General features: G+C 71.3%; 17 protein-coding genes and 1 pseudogene. 9 read left to right on the plus strand and 9 right to left on the minus strand.

The genetic code is table 11. From position 1 onward, the window contains the following. The 7 genes and pseudogenes from ABS52_14915 to ABS52_14945 all read right to left on the minus strand — a co-directional run bounded on the left by ABS52_14915 (window position 1) and on the right by ABS52_14945 (window position 4,648). A pseudogene (locus ABS52_14915) lies at window positions 1-575 on the minus strand (hypothetical protein). Window positions 576-636: 61 nt separating this feature from the next. Then, window positions 637-819 carry a hypothetical protein gene (locus ABS52_14920; GenBank protein ID ODT02135.1) on the minus strand — a complete coding sequence of 61 codons (183 nt, stop codon included), beginning with the start codon at window positions 817-819 and terminating at the stop codon, window positions 637-639. 28 nt (window positions 820-847) lie between these two features. Beyond that, window positions 848-1,513 (minus strand): hypothetical protein, encoded by a 666-nt coding sequence (locus ABS52_14925; GenBank protein ODT02136.1) that lies wholly within the window; start codon window positions 1,511-1,513, stop codon window positions 848-850. Continuing rightward, a complete protein-coding gene (locus ABS52_14930) occupies window positions 1,513-1,731 on the minus strand; it encodes a hypothetical protein (protein ODT02137.1) in 219 nt (72 codons plus the stop codon). The genes ABS52_14925 and ABS52_14930 overlap by 1 nt, the downstream gene beginning before the upstream one ends. After that, window positions 1,731-2,885 carry a hypothetical protein gene (locus ABS52_14935; GenBank protein ID ODT02176.1) on the minus strand — a complete coding sequence of 385 codons (1,155 nt, stop codon included), beginning with the start codon at window positions 2,883-2,885 and terminating at the stop codon, window positions 1,731-1,733. Before ABS52_14935 ends, ABS52_14930 begins: the two co-directional genes overlap by 1 nt. Before the next feature lie 5 nt (window positions 2,886-2,890). Further along, window positions 2,891-3,928: a hypothetical protein gene (locus tag ABS52_14940; protein ODT02138.1), complete on the minus strand. Its 1,038-nt coding sequence runs from the start codon at window positions 3,926-3,928 to the stop codon at window positions 2,891-2,893. Between the two features lie 111 nt (window positions 3,929-4,039). Beyond that, complete coding sequence (locus ABS52_14945) at window positions 4,040-4,648, minus strand: hypothetical protein (protein ID ODT02139.1); 609 nt, start codon at window positions 4,646-4,648, stop codon at window positions 4,040-4,042. 367 nt (window positions 4,649-5,015) lie between these two features. Here ABS52_14945 and ABS52_14950 point away from each other — a divergent pair, with 367 nt between their 5' ends. The 5 genes from ABS52_14950 (at window position 5,016) to ABS52_14970 (ending at window position 9,813) form a co-directional block, all read left to right on the plus strand. After that, window positions 5,016-6,101 carry a hypothetical protein gene (locus tag ABS52_14950; GenBank protein ID ODT02177.1) on the plus strand — a complete coding sequence of 362 codons (1,086 nt, stop codon included), beginning with the start codon at window positions 5,016-5,018 and terminating at the stop codon, window positions 6,099-6,101. Window positions 6,102-6,250: 149 nt separating this feature from the next. Beyond that, the gene (locus ABS52_14955; GenBank protein ID ODT02140.1) at window positions 6,251-6,817 is read left to right on the plus strand and encodes a hypothetical protein; all 567 of its coding nucleotides are present in this window, start codon (window positions 6,251-6,253) and stop codon (window positions 6,815-6,817) included. Next, window positions 6,817-7,239, plus strand: coding sequence for a hypothetical protein (locus ABS52_14960; GenBank protein ODT02141.1), 423 nt, complete (start codon window positions 6,817-6,819; stop codon window positions 7,237-7,239). The genes ABS52_14955 and ABS52_14960 overlap by 1 nt, the downstream gene beginning before the upstream one ends. Before the next feature lie 118 nt (window positions 7,240-7,357). After that, a complete protein-coding gene (locus tag ABS52_14965; protein ODT02142.1) occupies window positions 7,358-9,139 on the plus strand; it encodes a hypothetical protein in 1,782 nt (593 codons plus the stop codon). Next, a complete protein-coding gene (locus tag ABS52_14970) occupies window positions 9,136-9,813 on the plus strand; it encodes a hypothetical protein (protein ODT02143.1) in 678 nt (225 codons plus the stop codon). Before ABS52_14965 ends, ABS52_14970 begins: the two co-directional genes overlap by 4 nt. Window positions 9,814-9,835: 22 nt before the next feature. Here ABS52_14970 and ABS52_14975 read toward each other — a convergent pair whose 3' ends face one another. Continuing rightward, complete coding sequence (locus ABS52_14975) at window positions 9,836-11,548, minus strand: hypothetical protein (protein ID ODT02178.1); 1,713 nt, start codon at window positions 11,546-11,548, stop codon at window positions 9,836-9,838. A gap of 194 nt (window positions 11,549-11,742) precedes the next feature. On the opposite strand from ABS52_14975, the gene ABS52_14980 reads away from it, so the two are divergent. Together ABS52_14980 and ABS52_14985 are read left to right on the plus strand one after the other, a co-directional pair. Further along, a complete protein-coding gene (locus ABS52_14980; protein ODT02144.1) occupies window positions 11,743-14,448 on the plus strand; it encodes a hypothetical protein in 2,706 nt (901 codons plus the stop codon). 202 nt (window positions 14,449-14,650) lie between these two features. Then, window positions 14,651-15,448: a hypothetical protein gene (locus tag ABS52_14985; GenBank protein ID ODT02145.1), complete on the plus strand. Its 798-nt coding sequence runs from the start codon at window positions 14,651-14,653 to the stop codon at window positions 15,446-15,448. A gap of 386 nt (window positions 15,449-15,834) precedes the next feature. Here ABS52_14985 and ABS52_14990 read toward each other — a convergent pair whose 3' ends face one another. Beyond that, complete coding sequence (locus ABS52_14990; protein ID ODT02146.1) at window positions 15,835-16,077, minus strand: hypothetical protein; 243 nt, start codon at window positions 16,075-16,077, stop codon at window positions 15,835-15,837. Window positions 16,078-16,203: 126 nt separating this feature from the next. On the opposite strand from ABS52_14990, the gene ABS52_14995 reads away from it, so the two are divergent. Together ABS52_14995 and ABS52_15000 are read left to right on the plus strand one after the other, a co-directional pair. After that, on the plus strand, window positions 16,204-17,565 hold the full coding sequence (locus ABS52_14995) for a hypothetical protein (GenBank protein ODT02147.1): 1,362 nt from the start codon (window positions 16,204-16,206) through the stop codon (window positions 17,563-17,565). Then, the gene (locus tag ABS52_15000; protein ID ODT02148.1) at window positions 17,522-19,192 is read left to right on the plus strand and encodes a hypothetical protein; all 1,671 of its coding nucleotides are present in this window, start codon (window positions 17,522-17,524) and stop codon (window positions 19,190-19,192) included. Before ABS52_14995 ends, ABS52_15000 begins: the two co-directional genes overlap by 44 nt. Window positions 19,193-19,219: the final 27 nt, after the last annotated feature.

A 19,219-nucleotide genomic window follows, 5' to 3' on the forward strand; every position in this document is an offset into this window, starting at 1 on the left:
GGCGACGCCGGTGCGGGCGACGCCGGTGCGGGCGACGCCGGTGCGGGCGACGCCGGTGCGGGCGACGCCGGTGCGGGTGACGCCGGCGCGGGTGAGGCAGGTGCGGGCGATGACGGTGCGGCCGGACGGTCGCCCGACACGTCGACGGCCTCGGTGGCACGCCCCGCCAGCACCGCCTGCGCCCCCGGGCTCAGCGAAGCGGCGGCAGCGCGGGGGGCCTCGCTCACGACCTGGATTCGCTCGATCGCGCGGAGTGGTTCAGGGGCGAGCGACACCATCGCCGTCGCGTAGACACGGAATGCCCCCAGGTCGGGATTCGGGGAGGCAAGCTCCTGGCGCATCGCCTTCTGCATCTCGGCGTCGGCCGAGACGTAGCCGCGCAGCCCGGCCAGCAGCTGCATCAGCGCCAGCTCATAGTCCTCGTTGCTGTCGAATTCCAGCTCCCGACGGTTGGTCCGGTACGGGACGATCTGCTGGTACAGCTGCGACACCTCGAAGCTCCGGGTGAGGAGCTCGGGGAAGCCGGCGCGAATGTTCTGGACCAGGCGGCGGTAGAGGCGTTCGAGCTCGTCCATCGGGGGCTCTTGCGGAAAGCGGCACGTGCAGCATAACGAGGCGCGCGGGACGGCGCACGCCCTAGCGCTTCTCGAGCCGATCCATCTGCGCGTCGACGTCCTGGTTGTACTTGCCGCGGGCCGAGCCTCCGACGCGCTCGATCGTGCGCGTCACGACGTCCTCGTCGTGCGCTCGGGCATCCTTGAAGCCGAAGCTGTATCCGGCAGCGAAGCCAACGGCGAGGATGAAGACGATCTTGAGCATGGGGGATACCCTGTCGGGAACGGTCCTCTCACGGACGCCCCGCGCCGACGGAGGGTAACCGCGACGCCGGGCGGAACCCGGCGGGGTCGGGGAAGGGCTCGAGCCGCATCCGGTTCGCCGCCGTGCTCACCACGGCCGCCCAGGCCTCATACCCCGACTCCACGAGGCCCGGGGAATTCGTCTGCTCGCTCGCCGCCCGCATCGCCAGGTGGTTGGCATACTCGTTCTGCGCGTGCCCGGCGTGTCCTCGCACCCAGCGCCATTCCACCTCATGGCCGTCGACCGACTGCACGGCCTCCTGCCAGAGTTCGAGGTTCTCGATGGGGCCCGCCTTGCGCTTCCAGCCGCGCCGGGCCCAGTCGTGCACCCACTGCGTCATGCCGTCCACGATGTAGCGTGAGTCCGTCGTGAAGACGACGCGAAAGAACGTCCCCTTGTGCGCGATCGCACGAAATGCCTCGATCACCGACCGGAGGGCCATCCGGTTGTTGGTCGTCGCCGGCTCCGACACCCACGCGTCGCGGCGGACGATCGTGCCGCTGGCGCGGGCGTACTCCACCAGGATTCCCGCTCCCCCCGGGTTCTCCCCCTCGCGCCCGTTCCCGAGGCACGATTCGTCGGCGTAGATCGCGACCAGGGGATGGGCGTGGCGCGCCGCCACGCCGGGCGCGGCGCTCGAGATCGTTCTCGCCATCAGCGCACGACCTCGAAGGTGTCGATCTCGTCGAGCATCAATACGATGGTATCGCCGGTGGTGGGGTGGATGGCCTCGATCGCCTCGCGCCCCTCGCGCAGGAAGAGGCGCGACGGGACGACGAGGTACTCCGTCCCGCGACGGATCACCGAGAGTCGGCGCCCCAGGGTGACGGCGCGCTCCAGCGCATCGTAGTCGGATGGGGAGAGGCGCGCCATCACGCCACCTCCCCGCGCAGCCAGTCGTGCGCAAGGCGTGTGAGGACGCGCGTGGCGCGCTCCACCTCGTCCAGTGGCACCCATTCCTCGTCGGCGTGGGCGAGCGAGATATCCCCCGGGCCATAGCAGATCGCGGGGATCCCCGCGTCGTTGAGGATCGCGGCGTCGGTCCACGCGCTCATGCCCTCGTGCAGCACCGACTCCCCCTCGGCCCGCATCGCCTCCTCGAGCGCCCGCACGATGGGGGCGCCTGCCGGCACGTCGCTCGGTCCCTGCGTGAGGACGTGTCGGAGCGTGACGTCGAGCGTCGCGTCGTAGGCGGCCACGCGCTGGCGCACCTCCTCGAACTCGCGCATCACCTGCTCCGTCGTCTCCCCCGGGAGGGTCCGGCGCTCGACGCGCAGCGTGCAGCGCTCGGGGTAGGTGGACCACCCCGTGCCGCCGGCAATGGTCGCCGCGTGCAGCGAGGCGTGACCGAGGAGCGGGTGTGTGCGGCGGTCGAGCACCTCGCGTTGCAGCTGGTCGAAGGCGGCGAGCACCAGCCCGGCATGACGGATGGCGTCGATGCCGATGTCGTAGCGGCTCCCGTGCGCGGCGCGCCCGCGGAAATCGAGTTCGGCCCAGACGAAGCCCCGGTGCGCCGGGTTCACCGCCAGGCGCGTGGGCTCGGTGACGATCGCCGCATCGGCGCGCACCCCCGACGCCACGAGGGCGCGCGTCCCCAGGCTCTCGTACTCCTCGTCCACGACGGCCGTGACGATGATCTCGCCGCCCAGCCCCTGCCGCGCGGCGCGGGCGGCCGCGGCGCACATCGCCGCCACCCCCCCCTTCATGTCGGCGCTCCCGCGGCCGAACAGCTGCCCGTCGCGCTCCTCGGCATCGAAGGGTGCGTGCCGCATCCCCTCCACGCCGACCACGTCCAGGTGCCCGTTGAAGAGGAGGGTGCGGCCGCCCGGACGCCCGATGCGCGCCACCACGTTGGGGCGTCCGGGGGCCGCCTCGGCGAGCGAGACCGCGAAGCCCCAGTCACGGAGCGTGGCAGCGAGGGCGTGCGCGACCGGTCCCTCGCCCTCGGCGCCGTTGACAAGTGACGGATTGCGGGAGTCGATGCGGACGAGCTGTCGGAGCAGGGCGACCGGGTCGCCCGACGGGATGGAGGTCACGTGGTCGTGGCGGGGGAAGATGGGGGGCCGGCGACGCTGCCGGTTGCCTCGGCGGGCCACCATGAGGCGCCGTGCACGTCGACGGAGAGGTGAAGGGGGGTGGCGAGCGCCTGGACTGCCTGGCGCACGGCGTGCTCGCCTCCGCGGGGGGCGATGACGAGGACACACCCGCCTCCCGAGGCCCCCAGCGCCTTCCCCCCGAGCGCGCCGGCGCCGGAGGCCGCCTCGAGGATGCGGTCTATGCCCGGAGTGGTGATCGCCGGGTGCAACGCGCGCTGGTGCTCCCAGTGCTCGCCGACGAGGGCGCCGAGCGAGTCGATGTCGCCCGCGGACAGCGCCCCCGCCATCGACATCGCGAGGGCCTTCATGCGCGCGAGCGCGTGCAGCACGCGGCGGTCGCGCGCTCGGTAGGCGTCGAGCACGGCGGTGATCGTGTCGCCGGAGATGCGCGATTGTCCCGTGTAGACCACCACGCAGCGCGATTCGAGCGCGCTGACCGTGTCCCCGGCCAGGGGGAGCGGGCGGACCGTGGTGTCGGCACCGAAGGTGAGGGCCAGCGCCCCGCCGAAGGCGGCCGCGTAGTGATCCTGTCGTCCGCCGGCGATGTGCAGGTCCTCGACCTCGACGCGTCGACTCGCCTCGGCGAGCGCCGCCCGGTCGAGGTGGAGGGCTTCGGGCGCGACCAGGCCCGCGCCCGCGGCGCGCGTCGCCTGCCACGCCGCGATCGCGGTCATCATGGCGACCCCGGCGGCCGACGACCCGCCGAGCCCCGCGCCTAACGGGAAGTCGTTGTGGATGGTGGCGCGCACGTCCTCCAGTCCCGCGGCGCGCAGGGCCGCGCGCGCCAGGCGCCGATCCCCGTCGACCGGCGACGCGGCTCCCGGCTCCCCGTCACCCGCCAGGCGGACCGTCGAGTAGCGGGTGACGGCGAGGTTGCACACGAAGCCCCCCTCTTCTTCCGGGTACGGGGGGACATCGGTCCAGCCGCCGCCGAAATCGATGCGGGTGGGGGCACGGGCCACGAGGACAGGCATGCCCCAAAACAAGCACACGGCGCGACGTCTCGCGACGTCGCGCCGTGCACAGGCCGATCGGACGCCCGATGGGACGCCCGATGGGACGCCCGGGGGTCCGAAGCCCGAAGGCTACCGCTTCTTCGGGGGCGACTTTGCCGGGGCCGCCTTGGCCGGAGTGGCCTTGGCAGGGGCAGCCTTGGGGGGGGTGGCGACCTTCGCGACCGTCTTGGCCGCCGGAGCGCTCTTGGTCGCGCCCTTGGCCGCAGGCTTCGTCGCCGGAGGCTTCGCGGCCGCGGTGGGCTTGGCGGCCGGGGCGGGCTTGCCCGCGGCTGGAGCCTTGGCCGCCGGTGCCGCCTTCGTGGGCGCCGCCGGCTTGGGGGGCTCTACCGTCGGGGGACGGACCTTGGGGACGACCGGGTGAGCGAAGTGGTTGATTGCCGCCTCGATCGCTGGCGCCTTCCTGGTCGCCTCGTCCTTGGCGGCTTCGACCTTGGGGGCAGGCTTGGGGAGGGCCCCGTGCGCCGCCTCCACTTCCCGCATCAGCTTGTCGGCCTCGTCCTGCGACATCTGGCCGCGCCGGACCATATACTGGACCAGGTCTCGGGCACTCTCGATGGCGAAGGCCGTGAGGCCGGCGGCGGCCCCGATGACCTCGCGCATGGTGGCGGTCATCCGGCTCCCAGCCTCGAGAGAGATCTCGTGCGCCTTGGCCGCCATCTCGGCCATCGTGTCGCGCACATCCTGCCCTCGGTGCCCTGGACCACGCTTGGGGGGAGTGGGCGCCGGTGCGGCGAGCTCCTCGGTCTCCGGGCTATCGTCAGTAGACGCCATATTTTCGGGCATGAAGCGGGTGTTCCGGCGACATGGTCAGGGGGCGGCGCGTGTCCCGCCGCACTCCCGGGACCTCTTGTCGAGCGCGACCGCGCCCGCCAAGTCGAGAAAATCGGTGCCGAAGGCGGCGGTAAGTATATGATTTTTCGTGGCCTACGCAAGTCGCGCCGCCGCTGCGCTGCGCCGAAATCGCGTCCGAAGCTCCGGTGTAACCCCAGTATAGCCGCGCCACTAACTAGACATCAAGGCAACTGTCATGCTACAGGGAATCAGAATCCTCGACCTGAGCCGAGTTCTCGCGGCCCCGTTGGCCACCATGACTCTCGCCGACCTAGGTGCAGAGGTCATCAAGGTCGAACGTCCGGAAATCGGGGACGAGACCCGCGCCTGGGGGCCTCCGTTCGACTCGCGGGGCGAGGCGGCCTACTACTTGGCGGTCAACCGGAACAAGCTTGGGGTGGCGCTCGACCTGAATGTCCCCGGGGACCGTGACGTACTCGAGTCACTCATCCGGGGGGCCGACGTCGTGGTCGACAACTATCGCCGCGGTACGCTGGAGCGGAAGGGACTCGCTCCGGAGCGCTTCCTGGCCGAGGTTCCGTCGCTCATCTGGTGTACCCTGACCGGCTTCGGCCCCGACTCGGATCGTCCGGGCTACGACTATGTCGTGCAGGCGGAGTCCGGGTGGATGGCAATCACGGGGGAGCCGGAGGGAGAGCCCATGAAGACGGGGGTGGCGCTGGCCGATGTGACGGCCGGGAAGGATGCCACCATTGCGATCCTCGGCGCCCTGGTGGCGCGCGCCCGCGCGACGGTCGCGCTCCCGGTGGAGCAGCGTCGCCTCTTCGTTTCGCTCTGGCACAGTGCCACGGCAGCGTTGGTGAACGTGGCGCAGAACGTCCTGGTGTCGGGGCGCGATGCCGGGCGTTGGGGAAACGCGCACCCCAATCTCGTCCCGTACCAGCTCTTTCGTGCTGCTGACCGGCACATCGTGATAGCGGTCGGCAACGATGGGCAGTGGCAGTCCTGCTGCCGCGCGCTTGGTCTCGCGTCGCTCGCCGACGATGCCACGTTGGCGACGAACAGTGGGCGACTGGCCAACCGGGCGCGGGTCGTCTCCGCGATCATGCAGCGCGTGGCCGAGCGTCCGGCAGCCGAGTGGCTGGCGGCGTTGGAGCAGGGCGGTGTGCCATGCGGTGTCGTGAAGGGGGTCGCCGAGGCATTGGCGGGGCGCGAGGCATCGGCGCTCACCGGCGTGTCGCCCGCAGTGCCCGGGGCGGTGCGACTGCCGCCGCCTAGGCTGGACGAGCACGGGGCGCTCGTGCGGCAGCATGGGTGGGGGGTGTTTGCGCGGGTGTAGGGGGGGAGGCGACGTCGCCGCTTTGGGGTGAGGGCAATCGTGTTACGCGATCGCGCGTCTTTCGTCATTCAGGTGTGACTGCCCTCGCACACGCCACCGTGCCCCGAACGGGACTATCGAGAGCCGGGAAAAGCGGTTATGCTAGCGCCGTGAAAACGACGGTGCCTGCCTCTCCAATAGATCAGCTCGAGGTCGACCAGGAGATCATCACCAGGGTGCTTGCGGGAGACCGCAATGCCTTCGGTGTCCTGATCAAGCGGTACAGCGATCCCCTCTACCGGCATGCCCTGGGCATGACCGGAAGTCCGGACGTTGCGGAAGACATCTTGCAGATGTCGTTCATCAAGGCGTTCCAGCACCTCTCCGAGGTGCGTGGACGGTTCGACGCCTGGGTGTTCCGTATCGTCGCCAACGGGTGCAAGGACTGGCTGAAGAACATTCGCCGGACCCACCTGAGCTACGAGGAGGACGACCAGCCCACCTCGTACGCGACCCCCGAGGAGGAGCTGGACCGGACGGAGCTTCGTGAGGATCTCGACGTGGCGCTGGGGCAACTGCCGCCATCGCTGCGCGAGGCCTTCATCATGAAGCACGTGGAAGGACGGTCCTACGAAGAGATGGCTGATCTATTGGGTACCACAGTCGGGGCGCTGAAGATGCGTGTCCATCGCGCACGCGAGGCGCTCCAGGCTCTCTTAGAGGAGAAATACGCCTGATGCTCGACAGACATAACGAGCGCGACGGCCGGACAGAGCGCGAGCGCCCGCTTCGCCCCTCCGATGAGGCGGGGAACATGCGCGAGCGTGAGGTGCCGTTGGCGCCGGTGGCGACACCGGACGTGATCAATCGCTGGCTGGATGGGGAACTGCCGGAGCCGACGGGGCTGCGTGGCGATGCCGCGCGGTCGGTGGAGTTCTGGCGCCGTATCGGCGAGGAGACGGACAAGCGCCGCCGCATGGTGACGCCGGCCGATCTTCCCGAGAGGATCATGGCCTCCCTTCCGCCCCTGGCCACCCCGCAGCAGTCGGTGGTCCCCTGGTACCGGAAGGACTTGCACCTCAACCCCATGATGGCGTTGGCCGCGGCGGCCGCGCTCTTCACGTTGGGGATCGTGGCCGCGCGGGCGCTCCTGCGCTAGGCGCGCGCACCAGGGAGGACGCCGGGGAGTCGTGCGGGGCGGTGCCTGATCCAGGCGCCGCCCCGCTCCGCTTTCCCGTCGTCTCGTCTTCCCGTCTTCTCGTCTTCTAGATTCCGGTGTGCTCCAGGGCGCCCTCCCCCAGACCGCCTTCGCGGTAGAACTCGATGCCGCCATCCTCCAGGTGGCGGTCACGCTGGGGTTGTCGGCGTATGCGGGCTTCCTGTACCGGCGCTACCGCAAGCCGCATTTTGCCTGGTTCGCGCGCACGTGGGCGCTGTACCTGCTGCGGCTCCTGGCGATCATCGCCTTCCTGGTCACGCAGCAGAGCGGGTGGCTGTACTGGCACCAGGTGGTGACGGGGTGGACGGCGCTCGCCCTGCTCTGGTCGGCGCTGACCTTCTCGCGCCAGCTGCAATTCCGTCCGGCCTACCTCCTGGCGATGCTCTTCCCGGTGGGGTGGTCGTACGTCGCCATCTACGTCATGGAGGACTTCTTCTGGGCTGCGCTCCCGGCGGTGCTCTTCCTCTCCTTCGTGACGCTGTGGACGGGCGCCGTGTTCTGGCGTCACTGGGTGCGCACGCGCGTGGGCGGGGCCCGCTTCCTCGCGGTGGCCCTCTTCCTGTGGGCGCTGCATCACCTCGACTATCCGTTCCTGCGGGCCCGCGGGGCGTGGACGCCGTGGGGGTACTACCTCGACATCGTCTTCCTGCTCGCCACGGCGGCCGGGCTCACCTTCCTGGTGCTCGACGAGCTCCGCGAGGGATTCACGGCGCTGACGTCGCTGGCCCGGGTGTCGGCGATGGGGGAGCAGGATGACGTGATTGCCGGCATCCTCGACCGGGCCATGCACCTTCCGGCCACGCGTGGCGCCGCGCTGGTGGCGCTGGCGGGGGACGACGTGCGGGTGGTGCGGGCGGCGGGGGAGTGCGTGGGGTGGGAGTCGCGTGCGTTTCCCGTGGAGGGCGCGGCGCTGATACGCGGCGCCATTGCCGGGGCGCACTCCCGGGTCCAGGGGGGGTGGCCGAGGGGCGCCGCCCCCGGCCAGCCGGGGTTCGCCTACGCCGCGGCGCTCCCGATTCCGCGCACCACGGCGGGGGCGGCGGCCCTGCTCCTCGTGGGGGACGTCCGCAACCCGTTCGCCGCCCTCGACGACGCCTTCCTCGTGGCCCTCGGGCAGCAGATCGGCTCGGCGCTCGACGGGGCAGAGCTCACCCGCCGGCTGCAAGCCCGGACCGCCGACCTCTCCCGCCTCTCCACGCGCATGGTCGAGCAGCACGAGGAGGAACGGCGGCGCATCTCCCTCGAGCTGCACGACGAGACGGCGCAGGTCTTCTCGGCGGTGAAGTTGCAGCTGGGCTTGCTGCGCGAGCGCGTGGCGGGCGACGTGGCGGCGGGGCTCGATCGGGCGGCCGGGCTGGTCGACGAGGGGATGCGGAGCATCCGCAGCGTGACCGAGACGCTGCGCCCCACCGTGCTCGATGACCTCGGGCTCGTTCCCGCCATGCGCTCGCTGGCGGCGTCGTTCGAGGGGCAGTGCGGGATCGCGGTCGTACTCGATGCCCCCGAGCACCCTCCGGCGCTCAGCGGCGACGCCGAGCTGGCGCTCTACCGGGCCATGCAGGAGGCGCTGTCGAACGTGGCGCGACATGCCCAGGCGAGCCGGGTGGCGGTGACGATGCGAGCCTCCGACGGCGAATTGCAGCTGGACATCGGCGACGACGGCGAGGGCGCGGCGTCGTCGCTCGAGCTCGAGCGACTGGAACGCGAGGGACACATGGGACTGGCCGGGATGCGCGAGCGCATCGGATCGTTGGGCGGGATGGTGACGGTCGGGAAAGCCCCCGAGGGCGGGGTGCGCCTCGCCATCCGCATCCCGCTCGACGCGGCGGGGGGGCGATGACCCCGATCCGCGTCATGGTGGTGGATGACCACGGCATCGTGCGCGAGGGGCTGCGGCAGGTGCTGCTGGCCGATGGGGCCTTCGACGTGGTGGGTGAGGCGTCGAACGGCGCGGAGGCGCTGGCCATCGCCGCGCGCGAGCGCCCGGACGTGATCCTCCTCGACATCACGATGCCGGGCGACTCCGGCCTGGTCGTGGCGCAGCAGCTGCGACAGGCGGTGCCGACGTCGAAGGTCCTCATGCTCAGCGTCCACGACGACGCCGAGTACGTCATGGAGAGCGTGCGGGCCGGGGCGCATGGCTATCTGCGCAAGGACACCACGCCGCACGACCTCCGGAGCGCGATTCGGGCGGTGCACAACGGCGATGCCTGGTTCAGCCCGGCGGTGGCGCGTCGGCTCACCGAGATGATCCGGAGCGAGTCGCTGCCCTCGGCGCCGTCGCCGGCGGCGCCCTCGGTCGAGGCGCTCACGAATCGCGAGCGCGAGGTGCTGTCGCTCATCGCCGGCGGGCTGCTGAACAAGGAGATCGCCGTGCAGCTGGGCATCAGCGTGCGCACGGTGGAGGCGCACCGCGACAGCATCGTGCGCAAGCTGGGCATCCGGAGCGCGGCGGGGCTGACCCGCTTCGCGATGGAGCAGGGGCTGCTCCGCGAAGGCGAGCGGGGCGGGTAGCCGCGCCGCGCGGGGACCGCCGTCAGCCTTCCCGGTCGAAGCGCACGTTGCGCGCCCGGCCGTTGAAGATCCGTGCCCCCACCACCTTCCCCGCGGCGTCGCGCACGAACCGGATGCTCGCGGGCGACGCGCCCATGCGGAAGCCGTCCGTGTAGAAGGGCGACAGGGTGAAGACCTCGTCCGGTGAGATGCGCAGGACCAGGCGACCATTGTCGGCGCCGATGACGATGCGCGATTCCAGCTCCGGGGAGCGATAGGTCCCCGTGAAGTCGTCCAGGGCGAGCGCGGCGGATGCGGGCGGCGCCAGCGTGGTCGCTTCCATGACGTCGCCATCGGCGGTCTCGAGGCGCAGGGCGGTCGCCTTGCCACTGGCGGGGGTGAAGGCCAGCCGCACCCCGGACGAGGTGGTGTAGCGCCCCGCCCCGCCATCGGCGCGCAGCGAGTCCGCCGAGGGACCGATCACGCGGAGGTAGTCGCCGACAGCCGCAATGCCGAGCCACGAATCGGTGCGCGGATCGCGATAGCTCCCCACCAGGTTGGCGCGCTCGGCGGGGGCGACCGGGGTCGGGGCGGGGCGCGCCGCCGCCGGGCGGGCGACCAGCAGCGCCGCCACCTGGCGCCCCAGCTGCACGGCGTTGGCGTTGGCCGCGTTGCACCAGACGGCGAGCGAGACCTTCGCCTCGGGATAGCGGGCCAGGAAGGTCCGGTAGCCGGCGGTCGAGCCCGAGTGCGAGACCTCGCGAACGCCCGGCGCCCACTCGCGCACCTGCAGCCCGAGCGCGTAGGGGATGGTGCGCCCGTCCGTGAGGCGCGCCTGCGTCTCCAGGAGGCGCGTGAGGCCGGGGTTGCCGGGGAATCCGTTGGTGAGCGCCTCGTTCCACTTGAGCAGGTCATCGACGGTGCTCAGGAGCCCGCCGTTGCCGTGCACCATGGTGAACGGCATGTCCTGCACCCACGCGCCGCGCTCGAAGGCGTAGGCGGTGGCGCGTCCCGGGACGACGCGGCGATAGTCGTCGCGCCACTGGGTATGCGTCATCCCCAGCGGCTTGAACAGGCGCTCCTGGGTGAACTGGGCGAAGGGCATCCCGCTCACGCGCGAGACGATCGTGGCCGCCAGCACGTAGCCGGTGTTGCTGTACAGGTACTCGCTCCCGGGCGCGAAGTTGAGCTCGCGCTGCCGGCGCACCAGGTCGAGGATGAGGTTGTTCGTGTGGACCTCGCTCCCCGGGCCGCGCCCCATGAGCATCAGGAGTGCCCACTGGTCGCGGAGCCCGCTGGTCATGGTGAGGATGTTGCGAATCGTGATCGTCGCGCCGAAGTCGGGGACCTCCGGGAGGTACTTCCGGACGTCGTCATCCAGCGAAAGCCGGCCCTCCAGCTGCAACAACGCGACCGCCGCAGCGGTGAACTGCTTGGCAACGGAGCCGCTCTCGGAGATGGATTCACGCGTGAGGGGGACACCGTACTCGAGGTTGGCCATGCCGTAGCCGCGCGCGTGCACCACGCTGCCGTTGCGGCCGACGCCCACCAGGCAACCGGGCGAGGTGGCGTCGAAGCGCGAGAAGAGGGCGTCGACCCGCCGGGCGGTGGAATCCGGCAGCGCCTGCGCCGCGGCCGGAGCGGGGAGCGTGCCGATCGCGGCCAGCGTGCCGATCGCGGCGAGCGTGGCGAGCGTGGGGAGCGAGGCACGCGCGGCCAACGTGCCGGACGAGGGGAGCGAGGCGGCGGCGCGCATGGCGCGAAGGCCACGGATCGGAATCATGGCGCGGGGGGCTGGAAGCGGGTGGCACCTCAACGTGACCGCCATAGGTTGCCTCGGGGCGCGACGCTGCGGCAGGGGGGGAGGTGGCCCGCGCGACGTGCGTGCCTCGACACCAGATCCCGTCCGGGGCACATTGCCCCCACACTCTTCTCCCTCGCGTCCCGCAGATGACCTCCCGTCGACTCGCCGCCGTCCTGGCGCTCCTCGCGCTGCTCCCCGACGCGCTCGCCGCGCAGCAGGCGACGCTCCCCGCCCGGTCCGACGCGACGTGGTTCGACCTCGGGCGATCGCCCCTGGCATTGCGCGGTCCGGCGCGCGCCAACGTCTATGTCGCGTCGGCGGGGCGTCGCGCGATCGCGATGGGGACCGAGGTCGGGCACTTCGAGCTGTGGTCGTGGCCGTACAAGTGGCTGCACGACTTCCAGCTCTCGTTCAAGGTCCCGAAGTTCACCACCGCCATTCCCGGGCGCGACGTGGCGCGCTGGGTGCAGGTCCGCCCCGAGGGCGTCACGATCGAGTACGCGTACGAGACCTTCACCGTCAGGCAGCATGTCTTCGCCGTGCTCGACCAGCCGGCGACCATCATGCTCCTCGAGGTGGACGCCATCCGCCCCATGGAGATCGTCGCCTCGTTCTCGCCCGACATCCACCTGGCGTGGCCGGCGTCGTTAGGCGGCCAGTACATCGCCTGGAACGACGCGGCCCGGGCGTTCGTCTTCACCGAGAGCCGCCGGATGGTCAACGGGTTCCTGGGCTCCCCGGCGGTCACCCAGGCGTCGGACGTCCCGGCACACATGCTCTCGGCGGCACTCCCGCAGTTCGTGATCGGCGTGGGGAGCGCCGCCGAGCGCTACACCGAGCCGAAGCTCGGCGAGCCGCCGGGGAAGAACGTCAACATCCGCCAGGGCTACATCCCGATCGTCATGGCGGGCGGCGAGATGCCGCGGGACTCGGCGCGCGCGCTGTACGACCGCCTCGTGGCTCCCGGGGCCGCGAAGCGCGAGTGGGAGCGGCGCGTGGCGCACTTCGATTCCATCCGTACCCAAACGACGCGCATCATCACCCCCGATGCCATGCTCAACCGCGCGGTGGAGTGGGCGAAGGTCAATCTCGACGAGGGGATGGTATGCAACCCCGACCTCGGGTGCGGGCTGGTGGCGGGGTACGGGCTCTCGGGCGCGGCGAGCGACCGCCCCGGCTTCGGCTGGTTCTTCGGCGGCGACGCGGCCATCAATTCCTTCGGGATGAGCGGGGTGGGGCAGCGCGACCTGGTGCGCGACGGCGTGTTCCGCTTCTTCGCCAGGTACCAGCGCGCCGATGGCAAGATCACGCACGAGATCTCGCAGGGGGCGGGCAAGGTCGACTGGTTCGGGAAGTATCCGTACGCCTTCTATCATGGCGACACGACGCCCTTCTGGATCCTGGCCTTCGGCGAGTACTGGAAGCAGAGTGCCGACACGGCGCTGGTGCGCGAGCTGTGGCCCAACCTCCGGAAGGCCTACGAGTGGTCGCGCAAGGCGGACAGCGACGGCGATGGGCTCATGGAGAACCCGATCGCCGGCGCTGGAGCGCTCGAGGTGGGGGACCTGCAGGCGGGGATCGTCTCCGACGTGTACCTGAGCGGGGTCTGGGCCGCGGCGCTCGATCGCTTTGCCCGGATGGCCGAGGCCATGAAGGAGCCAGCGCTCGCCGCGCAGGCGCGTGGCATCCGGGCCCAGGCGCTGCGGACGCTCGAGGAGGTGCTGTGGATGCCGAACGAGGGGCAGTACGCCTTCGCCATCCTCGAGGGGAAGAAGGTGAACGAGAACCTCACCGCGTGGCCGGCCACGGCGCTGTCGTTCGACGTCTTCGACGCCACGCGCGGGGCGCAGATGGTCTCGCGCCTGGCGTCGAACGAGATCATGACCGACTGGGGGGCGCGCCCGCTTTCGTCGCGCTCGTCGCTGTTCGACCCGCTGCACTACAACAATGGCGCGGTCTGGCCCTTCGTGACGGGGTGGGTGTCGCTGGCGCAGTACCGCTATCACAACGCGCATGCCGGACGCTTCGCCCTCGACGCCATTGCCCGCACCGGCTTCGACGAGGCGCTCGGACGGAACCCCGAGGTGATCTCGGGGCGGTTGTACAAGCCGCTCGACACCGCGGTCCCGCACCAGTTCTTCGCCACCTCGATGGTCCTCACGCCGCTGGTGCGCGGGCTGCTGGGAATCGAGATCGACGCGCCGGCAGGGCGGGTGAAGGTGGCGCCGCACCTGCCGGCCGACTGGGACAGCGTGCGGGTGGAGCAGCTGGCGGTCGGCGATGCGCGCCTCGCCCTGCGGCTGGAGCGGAAGGGGCGGACGCTCGCGCTCGCGGTGACCCGTCAGGGCGGGGGAGGGGGGCGGGCGATCGTGGTGGAATTCGCACCCGCGCTCCCGTTAGGCGCACGACAGGTGTCGCGCGCGGCCGACGGCGCGCGGCTCGAGGCACGCGCGTTCCCGGGTGCGGTGGTCGCGCACGATTCGGCCGCGCTTCGCGACTCCGTGCGGCTGGCGGTACAGTGGGAGGGAGGGTGGGAGGTCTCGCCGCCCCGGCAGGCCCCGCGCATCGGCGACCGTTCGTCGGCGTTGCGCGTGTTGAGCGAGCGCATGGAGGGCGCGACCTATCGCGTGAACCTCGAGGGGCGTGCCGGCACCTCGTACGTCGTGCGCGTGCGCGCGCCGCGGGGGGCGCCGCGCATGGCCACGGTCGGGTCCGCAGCGGCGGCATCGCGCTCGTTGCGGCTGGGTGAGCCCGATCACGACGGTTGGGTGACGCTGGCGGTCGACATCCCGTCCGTGGGAGCCGATGCAGATGGGTACGTCGCAGTATCGCTTTCCCTGACGGGGAACTGACGCGGAGGTTGCGGGTGGGATGTAAGGGGATGCGTGATGTGGCGTGTCCCCTTAACGCGAATCGCTCGCCGGCGTCTCAGGAAGTGTGAGTCGCGGCGCGCAGGACCGGAGCGCCCCCGCCGTCGGGGTGGCGCGCTCGCCGCTCGCCGATGTCACCAGGGGCGCCTCCAGGCGCTCCCGCCTCCCCCGGAGCCACGAATCCATGCGCCTGACCCGGCCAATCCTGCTGTGTGCAGCGGCGCTCGCACTCGCGGCGTGCGGCACGAGCGAAAGCACGTCGCCCGCGCGGCTGGCATCGAGCGACGACGTCATCGACATCGTCCCCGATTACGCGGCGTCCTCGACGGCGATCCTCGACCGGAGTGGCATCGGCGGGGCGCAGTTCCCCGACTCCCTCGCCCTCTCGACCGAGCAGAAGGCGAAGATCCAGGCGTTGCACGACGCCTTCGAGCGTGACAACGCGGCCGACATCACCGCCCTCAAGGCCATCGAGGCACAAGCCAGGGCGGCACGCGCCGCGGGCCAGACGCGTGAGCAGGTGCGCACGATCCTCGAGCGGGCGATCCCGATCCGCCAGCGGCTCGACGCGGCGTTCCGCGTCCTGCGGGCCGACATCAGGGCCGTCTATACGCGTGCCCAGCTGGCGTGGATCGAGGCGCAGAAGGCCCGCGAGTGCACGCCCGGGACCGCGCCGCGGCTGACGGAGTTGCAGCTGCAGCAGATCCGGTCGCTGCGCGACGCCTTCGAGACGGCAAACCGTGCCGACATCCAGCTCATCCGGCATGTGGGCGAGGAGGTCAAGGCGGCGCGCGCGGCGGGGAAGGGGGACGCGGAGCTCAAGGCGATCCTCGCCCGGGCCGAGGAAGCCCGCGCGCGACTGCGGGCCGCGGAGCGCAAGCTCCAGCAGGACATGATGTCCGTGCTGACGGCCGACCAGCGCGCCAACTGGTGCGTGGGGCGCGAGATGCGCGGCCCGGGGGGAGAGATCGGCGGGCACTAGGCCCCGGTGGCTGCAACTGATGTGCAACTGATGTGCGGCTGATGTGAGCGTCTCTGGGGGGAGCGCCACATCGAACGGCACACCCCTGGTAGCTCGCGCTACCAGGGGTGTTGTCGTCACGGGAAGGCGTACTCGCCAGTCGTCTTCACCCTCGTCCCCCACTGCATCACCGCCCTGCCGTCCCTCGCCCCGCGCCACCACACCACCGCATCACCACAGCCCCACACCACGACACCACGACACCACTTCACGTCCACACCTCCACACCTCCCCCCTCCCACCTCCACGCCAGCCGACTGGCGAGCGCGCCGAATCCCATCCGCTCCGCGTCCATCCCGCCTCCCCCCCCGACATCAGGTGACTACATCACGACGGGGCGGCCAAGCCTACCCGGGCGCCTGCAGCAGGTCGTCGATGGCCAGCAGGATGGCCTCCAGCTCGCCGCGCGCCTCGACGGGAACCCGCCCCATTTCCCCCTCGAGCTCGGAGTAGATCCGCCGAAGGGTTCCCTGACCGAACCCCTCCAGCTGCCCTCGCGCCCTCGTCGCCAGCGGAGCCCGGGCCACCGAGGGCGCTCCGTTCCCGTCGATCGTGACCACGAGATGCACCCCCTCGATGCGAATCGGCATTGCTCTCTCCAGGCGTCCCAGCCCCGATGCATGCGATCCTAGAGGACCGCCAATCCGGACGGTATTCTTACGTCGCCAGCGTCTGCTGTGCGTCATCCCTGCCCGAATCCGTACTCCCACCCGTTAGTGCCTCGTTACTTCCTGCGAACGCTCGGCTCGCTCGGCCTCAGCGAATCGCGGGCCGATGGCGAGCTGGCGGCCGTCCTCGGCGCCGGGAAGCCGACCGCCCTCCTCGCGTACCTCGCCCTCGCGCCGAATCGCTCCGCCCTTCGCGACGAGTGCATCGACCTCCTGTGGTCGAACATGGAGCCCGAGCGCGCGCGCCTCTCGCTCCGCCAGGCGCCGTGGCACCTGCGCTCCACCCTCGGCCTCGAGTGGCTGGAGTCCGAAGGCCGCCGTCTCGTCCTCCGCGCCGACCTCGCGGTCGATCTCCTCGATTTCATCGCGGCGGCGGAATCGGAGCGCCCCGAGGCGATTTCGCTCTTCACGGGGCGCTTCATGGAGGCGGTGTCGTTTCCCGGCGGGGTGGCCTTCGAGCAGTGGGCCGACCTGCAGCGCACGCGAGCGGAGGCGCTCCTGCTGCACGCGGCCGAGGCGGTCATCCAGCACGCGCTCCATGAAGGGCGTCCGAGCGACGCCCTCGCGGCGGCGCGCCGCGCGCGTGACCTCCTCCCCCGCCATCAGTCGGCGTGGCGCCTCCTGATCGAGGGGTGCCTCGCCGTCGGCGATCGGTCGATGGCCCTCGTCGAGGCCGAGGTCCTCAACCGGTGGCTCGAGGATGAGGAGGAAGATCCGGATGTTCTCCTCGGGGCGACACTCCGGCGGCTCCAGCGCGCCCGCGATGACGCCTCGGCGTCGCGGAACGAACACGAGGCGGAGTTCGTGGGGCGTGAGAAGGAGTTCGCGGGATTGCTTCGCGCTTTTCATGCCTCGGCAGGGGGGAAGCCCCGTCACGTGCACGTGAGCGGAGGGGCCGGGATCGGGAAGACGCGGCTGCTTGGCGAGTTCGGCGACCGGATTCGCGCGCTGCGAGCGCGCGTCGCCATGGTGCAGGCCGTGCCGAGCGATCGCGGACTCCCGTTCTCGCTGCTGTCACGCGTTGCCCAGTCGCTGGGGGCGCTCCCCGGGGCGGCGAGCGTCGCTCCGGAGTCGGCCGCCGTGCTGGTGCGGCTGGCGCCGTCGCTGTCGGCGAGCTTCAGTGCGCCCACGCGCGTGCACGCGCTGGACGGTGCCCTGGTGCGCACGGAGGCGGTGCGCGAGTTGATCGAGGCCGTCGCTGCCGAGCGACACCTCGTGCTGCTGGTCGACGACCTGCACTGGGGAGATCGGGAATCGCTCGACGCACTGGCTCGGCTGGCCGATCGGCTGCCGGCAAGCGTCCTGTTCGTGACCACGGCGCGCCCGCCCCGAGACACTGGAGCTCGCGCCGCTGTCGGCCGAACAGGTGCAGGCGCTGCTGGCGGGGCTGGGGTTCGAGGCGGCCGCTGATGAGGCGCGCCCGATTGCGGTTGCGCTTTCGGAGGCCAGCGGTGGCTCACCGCTGCTCGTCGTGCAGCTGGTGCGCCAGGGGGTCGAGGAGGGGTGGCTCGTGCACGCCGGCGACAGGCTGGTGGCGTCCCCGGACGTCGACGTCGCGCGCGCCATCGAGCATGCCGACCCGATCGGGCGCCGACTGCGGGACGTGACCGGCGACGCCCGGCGCGTGTTGCAGCTGGTGGCGCTGGCCGGCTTCCCGGTGGAAGATGCGATCCTGGCCGATGCGCTGGGCCACGAGGTCGACGACGTCCTGCGGTCACTGGCCTCACGCGGCGTGCTGACGCTCGGGCATGACGGGTGGCGCTGCGTGCACGATGCCATCGCCGAGCGCGTGCTCGCCCTCGCTCCGGAGGGGGAGCTGCAGCCGGCCACCGTGTCGCTGGGGCACGCCCTGGCGCGTCGGGCCGACTCCGCGCGTGACGCGCGCATCGCGGCGCGTTTCCTTGCGGCTGGCGGAGAACGCGAGGCCATCCGGTCGCTGGTGGTCGGCGAGCTGGCGCGGAACCGGGCGCTGCGGCGCTACGTCCCGGCGCGTGACGTCGCGGGCGAGGTCGCGGGAGAGGCGCTGAGCGAGGGCGAGCTGCGATCGTTGCTGCGGTCGCTTCCGCTTCGCGACCGCATCTCGCGGCGGCTGCGCATCGGGTCGGCGATCGGGGCAGCGGCAGCCGTGATCGTCCTGACGGCGTCAGCGATGACGGCGCCACGCCTCGGGCTGGAAATCGCGCAGCGCCCTGAGGGGTCGGTGCAGTCGATGGCCGACCGCCTGCAGTACCAGCTCATCCCCCCACTCGTCGTCGAGCAGCGCGATCGCGATGGCGCGCTTCGGGGCGACACGCGGGACACGGTGGACGTGATTCTCCACAACGACCCGCGCTTCCCCTCAGACACGACGTCGCTGCCCCTCGTTGGAGGGCGGGCGACGTTCAGCGCGCTTCGCGCACATTCGATTGATTCGAGGAATGCCTGGGTGCGCAAACGGGGTGCCCTGGACTCCTTGCCGGTCGTGGTCTTCTGGAACGACGACGTCGGGGTGCCCCTCAAGCTGGTCGCCTGGACGATCGGAGCGGGACAGGTGACCCCCGGGCACAACACGATCCGCGTCCCCCCCCGTGGGTCGTTCGGGGGGACGATCCGGATGTGGTACGCCTCGCGATTCGTCGATGCGACGGTGATCCTCGCCGCAACCCCCACTTGGGGCGATCCGGCGAAGGTCGGGTTCCGCCTGGCGACACTCAGCGGGCCGACGGAGGGGCGCGAGCGGGAGGATCCACTGGCGATCGTGGCGCCCGAGGCTCCGGGGGAGTACTTCCTCATTCTCATCCCGGGCGCCGAGCTGGATGCGTCGAATGTCCTGTCGGGTACCAACTGGACGTACGGCAATCCCGTATGGGGAGACGGCAACGACGTGGCGCGCTGGCCGAGGGAGCGGCTGATGCGTGCGTTACGCGGCCAGCGGGTGTGGGTGCAGGGAGCGACCCTTCACCCGGACCGGGCGGGGACGTACCGCGACGCGATGCTGCAACCCATCGTCATCCGCATCATCGTCGACCCCGCCGTGTCGCGGGTGACCATTGAATGAGGCGGGGGCGCCGTGCGCGGCGCCCCC

The sequence above is a fragment of the Gemmatimonadetes bacterium SCN 70-22 genome (assembly GCA_001724275.1).
GTDB lineage: Bacteria > Gemmatimonadota > Gemmatimonadetes > Gemmatimonadales > Gemmatimonadaceae > SCN-70-22.

Excerpts from the sequence above, each read along its gene's own strand:
- ABS52_14960 (ODT02141.1), top strand. The coding sequence starts at position 6,817 with ATGCTCGACAGACATAACGAGCGCGACGGCCGGACAGAGCGCGAGCGC.
- ABS52_14980 (ODT02144.1), top strand. The coding sequence starts at position 11,743 with ATGACCTCCCGTCGACTCGCCGCCGTCCTGGCGCTCCTCGCGCTGCTC.
- ABS52_14985 (ODT02145.1), top strand. The coding sequence starts at position 14,651 with ATGCGCCTGACCCGGCCAATCCTGCTGTGTGCAGCGGCGCTCGCACTC.
- ABS52_14920 (ODT02135.1), bottom strand. The coding sequence starts at position 819 with ATGCTCAAGATCGTCTTCATCCTCGCCGTTGGCTTCGCTGCCGGATAC.
- ABS52_14975 (ODT02178.1), bottom strand. The coding sequence starts at position 11,548 with ATGCGCGCCGCCGCCTCGCTCCCCTCGTCCGGCACGTTGGCCGCGCGT.
- ABS52_14970 (ODT02143.1), top strand. The coding sequence starts at position 9,136 with ATGACCCCGATCCGCGTCATGGTGGTGGATGACCACGGCATCGTGCGC.
- ABS52_14925 (ODT02136.1), bottom strand. The coding sequence starts at position 1,513 with ATGGCGAGAACGATCTCGAGCGCCGCGCCCGGCGTGGCGGCGCGCCAC.
- ABS52_14940 (ODT02138.1), bottom strand. The coding sequence starts at position 3,928 with ATGCCTGTCCTCGTGGCCCGTGCCCCCACCCGCATCGATTTCGGCGGC.
- ABS52_14990 (ODT02146.1), bottom strand. The coding sequence starts at position 16,077 with ATGCCGATTCGCATCGAGGGGGTGCATCTCGTGGTCACGATCGACGGG.
- ABS52_14930 (ODT02137.1), bottom strand. The coding sequence starts at position 1,731 with ATGGCGCGCCTCTCCCCATCCGACTACGATGCGCTGGAGCGCGCCGTC.